Source organism: Acidimicrobiales bacterium (assembly GCA_036273495.1).
Classification (GTDB): Bacteria; Actinomycetota; Acidimicrobiia; order Acidimicrobiales; family JAJPHE01; genus DASSEU01.
This window is the reverse complement of sequence record DASUHN010000147.1, coordinates 1-10,333: the sequence shown is the minus strand read 5'-3', so window position 1 is coordinate 10,333 and position 10,333 is coordinate 1. Positions and strand designations below refer to the sequence as shown.

Below are 10,333 nucleotides of genomic sequence, written 5' to 3'. Positions count from 1 at the left end.
CGCACGACCGTCAGCGAGCTGTGCCTGGGCGGGTTGATCAAGCACGTCACCCATGTCGAGCACCACTGGGCCGACTTCATCCGCCACGGGTCGCCGGAGGGACAGGTGATGGACGAGGCGGCCATGGAGAGCCATGCCGCCACCTTCCGCATGCTCGAGGGGGAGACCGTGGCCGAGCTGCTGGACCGCTATCAGCAGACGGCGGACGCCACCGACGACCTGGTCCGGACGCTGCCGTCGCTCGACCACTCGCATCCGCTCCCCGTGGCCCCGTGGTTCCCGCCCGGCGCCCGGTGGACGGCCCGCCGCACGGTGCTGCACATCATCGCCGAGACGGCTCAGCACGCCGGCCACGCCGACATCCTGCGCGAGGCCGTCGACGGGGCCAAGACGATGGGCTGACCCCCGGCCGGCCCGGCGCCGGATCTGGACGCTCCGGGCCCCGGCGGGTAGACACGGCCGATGACACTCACCGGCACGGGCATCTGGGCGGCCGACCTCCGCTACGGCCAGGGGGAGGCGGACCCCGACGCCGCCATCAGCGAGGCGGCGGCGGAGCTGGAGGCCCTCGGCTACACCGCGGCGTGGATACCCGACATCGGCGGGGACGTGTTCGGGCCGCTGACCCGTCTGCTCGACGCCACCTCGACCATGACCGTGGCCACCGGGATCCTCAACGTGTGGATGCAGGCCGCTCCGGACGCGGCGGCGTTCCGGGCCGGGCTGGCCGAGCCGCAGCGCCGGCGGCTCCTGCTCGGCCTCGGCGTCAGCCACGGCGCCCTGATCGGCGACAAGTGGGCCAAGCCCATCCACGTGATGACCAGCTACCTCGATGCCCTCGACTCGCAGGGCTTCCCCCCCGAGGGTCGGTGCCTGGCCGCCCTCGGCCCCCGCATGCTCTCCCTGGCGGCGGCCCGCTCCGCCGGGGCCCACCCGTACCTGGTCACGCCGGAGCACACCGTCCGGGCCCGGGCCGCCCTCGGCGCCGGCGCCCTCCTGGCCCCGGAGCAGGGGGTCGTCCTCGAGCGCGACGCCGGCGAGGCACGAGCCGTTGCCCGCGCCAACCTGGGCATGTACGCCGCCCTGCCCAACTACGCCAACAACTGGCGCCGGCTGGGCTTCTCCGAGGAGGACGTGTCCGAGCTCAGTGACCGTCTCGTCGACGCCCTGGTGGCGTGGGGCGACGCCGAGACCATCGCCCGCCGGGTGCAGGAGCACCGTGACGCCGGCGCCGACCACGTGTGCGTACAGGTGCTCGGGCCGCCCGGCGCGCCCATGCCGCGCCCGGCGTGGCGGGAGCTGGCGCCGGCGGTCGTCTGACTCCTAGGCCCGCACAGCGGGGTCGTGGCACGCCCCGAACGGTGACGGGTGGGGCACCGGGCGCACCGGCGCCGTTCTCCGCACGAACAGCCACGCCACCACCCCTCCGGCGGCGCAGAGAACGGCGGCTATCCGCAGGGCGGACGAGTAGCCCGTGTGGAGGCCGGAGGCGAGCGAGCGCCCGGGGTCGATGCCTGCCACCCCGGGCAGCACCGCCACGGCCAGGAGACCGGCCAACCGGGCGGCGGCGTTGTTGATGCCCGACGCCGCTCCCACGCGGGCGTCGTCGACACTGGCGAGGACCGCGGCGGTCAGCGGGGCCACGGTGATCACCATGCCGAGGGCAAACACCACGACACCGGGAAGGACCCCGCTGACGTAGCGGGTGCCGGCGCCGACCCGGCTGAGCAGCAGCATGCCCGCCGCCGTCACGAGGGGACCGACGGTCATCGGCACCCGGGCGCCGATCCGCTGGGCCACCTTCCCCGAGGTAGGTGACAGCAGGAGCATCAGGACCGTGAACGGCACGAGTGACGCCCCGGCGTCGAGCGCCGAGTAGCGCAGCGAGACCTCCAGGCGCAGGACCACGAGGAACAGGGCGGCGCTGAGAGCGCCGTAGACCGCGAGCGTGGTGAGGTTGGCGCCGGTGAACTGCGCCGACCGGAACATCGACAGCGGCAGCATGGGATGGTCGCCACCGCGTTCGAGGACGACGAACAGCGCCGCCACCACGAGACCGAGGACCAGCGCCACGCCGGCCCCGGAGCCGCGGTGCTCGATGGCCGCGTACGACAGGGCGGCCAGGGCCAGTGACACCGTGACCGCCCCGGTGATGTCGAGGGGGTCGCGGTCGGGGGCGCGCGACTCCGGGACGTGGCGCAGCGCCACCGCCACCGCCACCGCGGCCAGAGGCAGGTTGAGGAAGAAGATCAACCGCCAGCTCACGGCGTCGATGAGCCAGCCGCCGAGGAACGGGCCCACCGCGCTCGCCACCCCCCCGAGACCCGACCACGCCCCGATCGCGCGGCCGCGGTCCTCGGGCGCGAACTCGGCCGCGATGATCGCCAGGCTGCCCGGAACGAGGAGGGCGCCCCCGACCCCCTGGGCGGCGCGCGCGGCGATCAGGTAGCCCACCCCGGGCGCCAGCCCGCACGCGGCGGACGCCACGCTGAAGGCGACCAGCCCGACGACGAACACCGACCGCCTGCCGTAACGGTCCCCGGCGCTGCCGCCGAGGAGCAGGAGAGCGGAGAGGGTGAGCAGGTAGGCGTCGACGGTCCACTGCAACCCGGTCACCGACGTGTGCAGGTCGTGGCCGATGGCGGGCAGGGCCACGTTGACGACGGTCCCATCGAGGAAGACCACGCCCGACCCCAGGACCGTGGCCAGGATCACCCACCGGGCGGTCGGGGTGCCGTAGCGGATGGCGGCCGTGGCTAGTCCCGGTGCTCGCGTCGGCCCGGGCGGCCGGGGAGCGGGTCCGTCGCCGCCGGCGCCCGGGTCACAGCACGATCTCCTCACCACGGCGGTACGCCGTACCGCCGTCGGGACCGAAGACCCAGGCCGCCTGGCGCCCGTGCACGACCCAGCGGCCCAGGTTCTCCCCGTCGCCGACCAGGGCCGTCTCCTCGTCGATGCCGATCAGCACAACACCGTCGGGCAACCGGGCCGCCGCCGCTTCGGGGGAGAACCGCATCCAGCGCCGGAAGCGGTCGAAGTGCGGGACCACGAGCACGCCGGGCACCACCCCCAGGCCCGGCCCCGGCTCGGAGTCCGGGGCGCGGACGTTGGCGATCCACGCCGCCAGCGCCATGGCGCCGGCGCTGCATCCGGCCAGAGCGGCGCCGGCCCGCCAGGCCGAGAGGATGGCGGCCCACACCCGCGTCCCCCGCAGCGTCTCGGCCAGGTAGGCGGGGCTCCCGCCGGACAGGTACACCAGGCCGGCCCCCTCGATCGGGGCGGCCAGGGCCGGATCGTCGGCCGTCGTCCGGTCCAGGGCCAGGACCGGCACCGCGTCCACCCCCAGCCGGTCGGCCTGCTCGGCACCCAGTCGCACCCACCGTCCCACCGAGTCCGGTCCCTCCTGGCCCGCCGCCGTCGGCAGTTGCACGTAGCGGGGCGGGCGCCCCTCCAGCAGCGCCGCCTCGACGTCGGCCATCACGGGCAGATACTCGGCGCTCCCCACCAGCGCCACCGGTCCGGGCACGTCGGTACCGGAGTCAGGGATGCGAGGGAGACGGACCGGCTCCCTGGACGTCGAAGAGCAGGTCGTCGGCGTAGCACCACCACCAGTCCTCGCCGGGCTCGTACGACCGGACGATGGGGTGGTCGGTGTGCTCGCGCCAGTGGGCGGTGGCGTGGCGGTTGGGGGAGCTGTCGCAGCACCCGACGTGCCCGCACGTCATGCACATCCGCAGGTGCACCCACGTGGCCCCCGTGCGCAGGCAGTCCTCACACCCCTCGCTCGAGGGACCCACGTCGGAGACGGCGTCGAGGTGGGAGCAGGTGTCGGCCATGGCGCAGGAGGCTACGCCCGCGACGCGCCGTTCCCAACTGCAACGACACCGGGTCGTCGCTCCGTCAAGGGCCCTCGTCGTCGGGGGCGCCGGCGCCGGAGGGCTGCCAGTCGACGGCCACCCCGGCCAGCTCGTCGGGATGCTCCTGCAGCCACTTCGTCGCGTAGGGGCAGACCGGGACGAGGGTGAGGCCCTCGGCGCGCGCCTGGTCCACGGCAGCCCGGACCAGCCGGCCGGCGATCCCTCGGCCGCCGATCTCCTCGGGCACGCCGGTGTGGATCAGCACCAGGCGGCGGCCGTTGCGGCGGTAGACGAGCTCGGCTTCGACGCCGTCCTGCCGGATCAGGAGGCGGCTGTGGGCGGCGTCGTCGGTGGCCGGGTCGGAAGCCGACGTCACTGCCGGTAACGCTCGACGACCGACTCCGGCCGTACCGCCGCCTCGTCGGGGTCCTGGCCGGCCGCCCTCCGGGCCCGGCGCTGGCGGAGCAGGTCCCAACACTGGTCCAGGGCCACCTCGATGGCCCGCAGCCGCGCCAGCTCGCTCTCGCCCAGCGGCGTGCCCTCGTGGGAGTCCTCGAGGTGGTGCTCCTCGTCGGCCAGCTCCCCTATCCGCTTCACGATCTCCCGGTCATCCATCGGTCCTCCTTATCAAGCGTCGGTCAGCGCGTCCAGGGCAGCCCGGGCCGCGTCCTCCCCCGCCGCCATCAGCTCCTCGGTGCGCGAGAAGTCCCAGTAACCCTCGAGGTCGGGGATGTCGGCACCGACGACGACCAGTTGCCGGCCGGCGGGGACGGCCTCGGCCTCCCGGACGAAGCGGCCCCGCACCGCCACGGTGAAGCCGGCCAGCAGAGCGTCGAGCGGACGCCCGATCTCGACAGGGGGCGGCTCCACCGGCCCGGTCAACAGGGCGAAGACCCGGTCCGCGCCCCGCTCGAAGGCGCGGGAGATCGGGACGTCGTTCAGCACCCCGCCGTCGATCAGGACGTTCCCGTCGACCTCGACCGGCGGAAAGATCCCCGGGATGGCGGCCGAGGCCAGCAGGGCGTCCACGGCCGGCCCGGTGCTCATCCAGCGCTCGCGACCGGAGTCGAGGCAGGAGGCCACCACCTCCACCGGCACCGCTGCATCCTCGAGGAGACGGTAGGTGAGGAAGTCCTCGATCACCCGACGCAGAGCCGAGGACGGGAACACCGACTCCCGGTGCTGGATGAAGCGCCATTCCACGTAGTGGTGGTGGGGGAAGATGTTGTCGTCCCGCATCGCCTTCCACGTGGCCGCCAGCCGCTCGACGCCGGCCGGGGTCGGGTCCCCGGCGATGGCGGCGGCGTTGATGGCCCCCACCGATGCGCCGACGAGAAGGTCGGGCCGCACGCCGGCGGCCAGGAGGACCCGCAGCGCTCCCACCTGCACCGCGCCCCGGTTCCCGCCGCCCCCGAGGACCAGGGCGCAACGCGGGCGCCGGCGCCGCCAGCGCCGGCGGGCCACCCGGCCCCGCACCAGCACACGGGGCGAGGCGGCCGGCACGGGCCCATCATTGCCCCTTGACATGCAACTCATCGGCTGCATATCGTAAGGCAGCCGTATGGTTGCATCTTCGGGTGGGAGGACGATGGACCGGGTGTTCCGGGCGCTGGCCGACCCCAGCCGCCGCCAGCTGCTGGACAGCCTCGACGCCCGCAACGGGCAGACGTTGGGGGAGCTGTGCTCGGGCCGGGACATGACCCGCCAGGCGGTCAGCAAGCACCTCGCGGTCCTGGAGGAGGCCAACCTCGTGGCGACGGTGCGGCGGGGCCGGGAGAAGCTCCACTACCTCAACGCCGCGCCCATCGCCGAGATCGCCGACCGCTGGATCAGCCGCTACGACCGACCGCGGGTCCGCGCCCTGGCGGACCTCAAGAGAGCACTGGAGGAACCGCCGATGGACCTTCCCGACTTCGTCTACACGACCTACATCCGCACCACCCCCGAGCGCCTGTGGCGGGCGCTCACCGACCCCGCCTTCACCTCGCGGTACTGGGGCTGCAGCTTCCGCAGTGACTGGCAGGCCGGATCGACCTACGCCCTCGAGCAGGCCGGGGTGCGCATCGCCGACCCCGAGCAGAAGGTGCTGGTCTCCGATCCTCCCCGGCGGCTCTCCTACACCTGGCACACCTTCAGCCCCGAGTGGGTCGAGGCGGTGGGCAGCAAGGCCGGCTTCGGCGACGAGCAGCTGGCACGGATGGCCGCCGAACCCCGCTCCCGGGTCACCTTCGAGATCGAGCCCCTCGACGACGTCGTGAAGCTGACCGTCGTCCATGACGGCTTCGAGCCCGGCAGCGAGGTCGCCGGCGGCATCAGCCAGGGCTGGCCGCGCGTGCTCGCCGAGCTCAAGACCCTCCTGGAGAGCGGGGAGCCGGTGTCCGAGCCGGAACTGGCGGCCGCCGCCCCCTCCTCACCGCGCTGAGGGCCGGGCGGCCGTCGCCATCGGTCAGCCCTTGTAGCCGTCGATGAGCCCGGTCAGCCCGGTGGGCCGGTGCGCGCCGAAGCAGGCCTGCTCGAGGACGCCGATGCCGGTCTCGGCGCCCAGCCGGGCCCGGCACAGGGTCTGGACGTGGATGGCGCTCGGATCCTCGGGATTCACGTCGTCGAGCCGGAACGCCTCGCCGCCCACCGCCAGCGGGCCGTGGATCGACCCGTGGCTCCACTCCGGATGGGAGTAGCCGATGCCGCGCATGCGGAAGGTGAAGATCGGCTCCAGCTCGATCTGGCGCGCCGACCCCGCCGCCGACCGCAGCGTGAGAGTGGTGGCGCGCGCGACCCGTGTCCCCGGCTCCCATTCGATGTCGTACTCCACCCCCTCGAGGTGCTCGAGCTCGGGGTCGGCACCCCACGTCGGCTTGTCCTCGCCTATCACGGGGATCACCAGGCCCTGCTGCAGCCACCTCCTGCCGTCGGCGTGCTCGAACAGGGCCAGGTGGGTGCAGAAGGAGTCGAAGTGCAGGGGTGCCCACATCCAGAACAGCTGGGGGAGGTTCGGAGGGAAGTTGGTGGGCACCTGCACGCCTATCGGGCGCTGCCCCCACGACCGGTCGCGCACCCCGTACACGCCCGCGCCGAGGTCGAGGCTCGTCCCCTCGACCCGGATGTCCCCGCGCCACGTCCCCCACTGGGTCAGCCGGGTCACGTCCATCACGCGCCGGGTGCCTGACACGCTGGTGTTCCGGGGCTCCTCGACGACCGGCGTCCGGGCGTCGAAGGTCAGATCGGCGTCGATGCCGAAGTCGTTGGGCCCGAGAGACAGCCGGATGGTCCGGAGCGGTTCGAGCACCTCGACCTCGATCGGCCCGATGCGGGTGGCCCGGTCCGGCGGCATGGCGCCGGAGGCGAACACCGAGCGCTCCACGCCGTCGGACACCACGCTGAAGGCGGCGTCGATGATCCCGCGGTTGGGATAGTGGCCCATGGCCCCGCCGAAGAAGACGGTCCCGTCGTGTGTGAACCCGTTGAAAAAGTACCGGTCGTAGTGGTTGGGGTCACCGGTGGCCGGATGAGCCACCGGCTCGGCGGTCTGGTGAATCGGATAGTCGTCGTAGGGCGTGATCACGGCCGAAGTCAACCAGAGGCGGGGGACCCGGCCAAGGGGCGCCTCGGGCTCAGACCCCGGCCCCGGCGGCGGCGCGGAACGGGATGTCCTTGTCGAGGCGCGGCTCGGAGGGCAGGCCGAGCACCCGCTCCCCGATGATGTTGCGCTGGATCTGCTCGGTGCCGCCGCCGATGCGCGAGCTCCACTGGCCGAGGAACTGGCGCGGCCAGGTGCCGGAGGCCGGATCGTCGTAGTCGAGCAGGGTGGCGCCCAGCCCCTCCAGCTCCATGACCAGGTCCCCCGTGGCCGCCAGGTGTCGGGACAGGGCCAGCTTGAGCACCGAGCTCTCCGGCCCCGGCTGCTGGCCCTTGGATATGGCGGTCTGGACCCGCCACCCCAGGTACTTGAGGAGCTGCACGCGGATGAACGCCTCGGCCAGGTGCTGGCGGGCAACGGCGTCCCCCTTGCGCCCGCACGACGCCGCCAGCTGAACCAGGTCCCCGAAGGCGTCACCCGCGCCCTGGCCGCCTCCGATCAGCATGCGCTCGTTGGCCAGGGTCGTGACGGTGACGCCCCATCCGCCGTTGACCGGTCCGACGGCCTGGTCGGCCGGGACGCGCACGTCGGAGAGGAAGACCTCGTTGAAATGGGCCGCGCCCGTGGCCTGGCGGAGCGGGCGGACGTCGATGCCGGGAGTGTGCATGTCGACGAGGAAGTAGGTGATCCCCCGGTGCTTGGGCGCGTCGAAGTCGCTCCGCGCCAGGAGGATGCCCCAGTCGGCGTAGTGGGCGGACGACGTCCACACCTTCTGGCCGTTGACGACGAACTCGTCACCGTCGCGCTCGGCGCGGGTGGAGAGGTTGGCGAGATCGGATCCGGCTCCCGGCTCGGAGAACAGCTGGCACCACACCTCGTCCCCCCGCAGCATCGGTCGGAGGAACCGCTCCTTCTGGTCCTCGGTCCCGTGCGCCATCAGCGTGGGGCCCGCCATCCCGATGCCCTGGGCAAAGACGCCCGACGGCACGTCGAAGCGGGCCTGCTCCTGGCCGAAGATGATCGCCTGGATGGGCGTGCCGCCCCGGCCGCCGTACTCCTTCGGCCAGGTGATCCCCGCCCACCCACCCTCGTAGAGAGTCGCCTGCCACTCCTGGGACTGCCGGAGGTGCTCGAGCTCGCTCTCGCGGTCCAGCTGGCCCCCCGAGCCCGGGCCGGAGCGGGCCGGGTCCTTCGGAGGAGCGTGGGCCGCCAGCCAGTCATGGGCCTCCCGGCGGAAGGCAGCCTCGTCGGGGTTGTCGTCGAAGTCCACGGGCGGCACGGTATCGATGATTTGTCGGCGCCGCCCCCGTCCCTACAACAGCCGACCCGCCTGGAGTAGGACGCCGTGGCGAACAACGACCCCCTGACCGCCGAGGGCCTGGCCCGGTTCGACGAGGTGGCCGCCGGCCACGTCGCCGGCGGCGGGATGCCGGGTGTGGTGGCGCTGGTGAGCAGAGGCGAGCAGGTCCACGTCACCACGGCGGGATCGCTGTCGATCGGAGGTCCCCCGGTGCGGCGGGACTCGCTCTTCCGCATCGCCTCGACCACCAAGCCGATCACCGGTGCCGCCACTCTTGCTCTGGTCGGCGAGGGGCGGCTCGGTCTGGACGACCCGATCGACCGGTGGCTCCCGGAGCTCGCATCGCCCAAGGTCCTGCGGCGGATGGACGGGCCGCTGGACGATGTGGTCCCGGCCGAGCGCCCGATCACGGTCCGGCACCTGCTGACGTTCACCATGGGATTCGGGATGATCGTGGACATGTTCATGGCGCCCGAGCCGTGGCCGATCGTGGCCGCCGCCAACGAGCGACACCTCGGAACGCTCGGTCCGCCCGCGCCCGACGAGCAGGCCGACCCGGACACCTGGATCGGCGCCCTCGGGTCTCTTCCGCTGATGGACCAGCCCGGACAGCGCTGGCTCTACAACACCGGCGCGTCGGTCCTCGGGGTCCTGCTGGCCCGAGTGGCGGGAGAGCCCTTCCCCCAGGTCCTCCACAGCCGCGTGTTCGAGCAGCTGGGCATGTCCGACACCGGCTTCTGGGCGCCCGACCGGGACCGGCTGGCCACCGCCTACCTCCCGACCCCGGACGGCCTGCAGGTGTGGGACCGGCCCGACGGCCAGTGGAGCCGGCCGCCGGCGTTCGGGGACGGGGCCGCCGGCTTGGTCTCGACCGTCGACGACCTGCTGGCCCTGGCCCGGATGCTCCTCGGGGGCGGCGCCCCGGTGCTGGCGCCGGACATGGTGGCCCGGATGACGAGCGACCAGCTGACCGCCGAGCAGAAGGCCCGCGACATCAAGGGCTTCCTGGCCGGGCGCAGTTGGGGCTTCTGCCAGTCCGTGATCACCGAGGGCCCGTACGCCGGCGCCTACGGCTGGGATGGGGGGCTCGGCACGTCGTGGCTCGTCGATCCCGCCCGCGATCTCGTCGTGGTGGTCCTGACCCAGCGGCTGTTCGAGGCGGCCCAGGCCCCGGCTGTCCACGCCGACCTGCAATCGGCCGCCCTCGCCGCCGCCGGCGGCTAAGGCTCCAGCTCGTCCATCAGGCGCTCCCGGGCCGAGCCCATCTCCCGGTGGATCTCCGGGCTCACCCGGGGGTACTGCGGGTCGACATCAGCGAGCGCCGAGACGAGGATGGCAGCGACGGCGATCCGGGTGAACCACTTGTGGTCGGCGGGGACCACATGCCAGGGGGCGGCTCAGCCCTTCTCAGAGGACGGGCCGGGAGTGCTCACCGGTGCGCCCATCTGCGCCACGTAGTCACGCAGCATGCCGGCCAGGTCGTCGGCGGTGGCGTCCTTCAGAAGCCGGGCGAAACCCTCGGCGTCGTCGCCGACGACGATCCGGGCTGGCGGCTCCCCGCTCAGCACGCACTCCTCCACGGCCACCGCCACGTCGTCG

14 protein-coding genes are annotated in these 10,333 nt (G+C 73.2%); 4 read left to right on the top strand and 10 right to left on the bottom strand.

Features of this window, described 5'->3' with window-relative positions:
- Both VFW24_06300 and VFW24_06295 read left to right on the top strand, forming a co-directional pair.
- Positions 1-402: DUF664 domain-containing protein (locus VFW24_06300; protein ID HEX5266367.1), on the top strand; the 402-nt coding region annotated here is incomplete at its 5' end.
- Positions 403-462: 60 nt separating this feature from the next.
- Positions 463-1,320: a TIGR03620 family F420-dependent LLM class oxidoreductase gene (locus VFW24_06295; protein HEX5266366.1), complete on the top strand. Its 858-nt coding sequence runs from the start codon at positions 463-465 to the stop codon at positions 1,318-1,320.
- 3 nt (positions 1,321-1,323) lie between these two features.
- Here the strand turns inward: VFW24_06295 and VFW24_06290 are convergent, their stop codons facing one another.
- The 6 genes from VFW24_06290 to VFW24_06265 form a co-directional block, all read right to left on the bottom strand.
- Positions 1,324-2,715 (bottom strand): MFS transporter, encoded by a 1,392-nt coding sequence (locus VFW24_06290; protein ID HEX5266365.1) that lies wholly within the window; start codon positions 2,713-2,715, stop codon positions 1,324-1,326.
- 106 nt (positions 2,716-2,821) lie between these two features.
- Positions 2,822-3,526: a Type 1 glutamine amidotransferase-like domain-containing protein gene (locus tag VFW24_06285; GenBank protein ID HEX5266364.1), complete on the bottom strand. Its 705-nt coding sequence runs from the start codon at positions 3,524-3,526 to the stop codon at positions 2,822-2,824.
- Positions 3,527-3,539: 13 nt separating this feature from the next.
- Positions 3,540-3,836, bottom strand: coding sequence for a UBP-type zinc finger domain-containing protein (locus VFW24_06280; GenBank protein ID HEX5266363.1), 297 nt, complete (start codon positions 3,834-3,836; stop codon positions 3,540-3,542).
- 64 nt (positions 3,837-3,900) lie between these two features.
- Complete coding sequence (locus tag VFW24_06275) at positions 3,901-4,233, bottom strand: GNAT family N-acetyltransferase (protein ID HEX5266362.1); 333 nt, start codon at positions 4,231-4,233, stop codon at positions 3,901-3,903.
- On the bottom strand, positions 4,230-4,472 hold the full coding sequence (locus VFW24_06270) for a DUF2630 family protein (protein HEX5266361.1): 243 nt from the start codon (positions 4,470-4,472) through the stop codon (positions 4,230-4,232). The genes VFW24_06275 and VFW24_06270 overlap by 4 nt, the downstream gene beginning before the upstream one ends.
- Before the next feature lie 12 nt (positions 4,473-4,484).
- Positions 4,485-5,360 (bottom strand): patatin-like phospholipase family protein, encoded by an 876-nt coding sequence (locus VFW24_06265; protein HEX5266360.1) that lies wholly within the window; start codon positions 5,358-5,360, stop codon positions 4,485-4,487.
- An 85-nt stretch (positions 5,361-5,445) separates the two neighbouring features.
- Here VFW24_06265 and VFW24_06260 point away from each other — a divergent pair, with 85 nt between their 5' ends.
- Positions 5,446-6,279, top strand: a complete 834-nt coding sequence (locus tag VFW24_06260; protein HEX5266359.1) for a metalloregulator ArsR/SmtB family transcription factor — start codon at positions 5,446-5,448, stop codon at positions 6,277-6,279.
- 24 nt (positions 6,280-6,303) lie between these two features.
- Here the strand turns inward: VFW24_06260 and VFW24_06255 are convergent, their stop codons facing one another.
- The gene (locus VFW24_06255) at positions 6,304-7,419 is read right to left on the bottom strand and encodes a hypothetical protein (GenBank protein ID HEX5266358.1); all 1,116 of its coding nucleotides are present in this window, start codon (positions 7,417-7,419) and stop codon (positions 6,304-6,306) included.
- A 49-nt stretch (positions 7,420-7,468) separates the two neighbouring features.
- Positions 7,469-8,704 carry an acyl-CoA dehydrogenase family protein gene (locus VFW24_06250; GenBank protein HEX5266357.1) on the bottom strand — a complete coding sequence of 412 codons (1,236 nt, stop codon included), beginning with the start codon at positions 8,702-8,704 and terminating at the stop codon, positions 7,469-7,471.
- A 75-nt stretch (positions 8,705-8,779) separates the two neighbouring features.
- On the opposite strand from VFW24_06250, the gene VFW24_06245 reads away from it, so the two are divergent.
- Positions 8,780-9,958 carry a serine hydrolase domain-containing protein gene (locus VFW24_06245; protein HEX5266356.1) on the top strand — a complete coding sequence of 393 codons (1,179 nt, stop codon included), beginning with the start codon at positions 8,780-8,782 and terminating at the stop codon, positions 9,956-9,958.
- Here VFW24_06245 and VFW24_06240 read toward each other — a convergent pair.
- Together VFW24_06240 and VFW24_06235 are read right to left on the bottom strand one after the other, a co-directional pair.
- Positions 9,955-10,116 carry a hypothetical protein gene (locus tag VFW24_06240; protein HEX5266355.1) on the bottom strand — a complete coding sequence of 54 codons (162 nt, stop codon included), beginning with the start codon at positions 10,114-10,116 and terminating at the stop codon, positions 9,955-9,957. The genes VFW24_06245 and VFW24_06240 overlap by 4 nt on opposite strands.
- Before the next feature lie 15 nt (positions 10,117-10,131).
- Positions 10,132-10,333: hypothetical protein (locus VFW24_06235; protein ID HEX5266354.1), on the bottom strand; the 202-nt coding region annotated here is incomplete at its 5' end.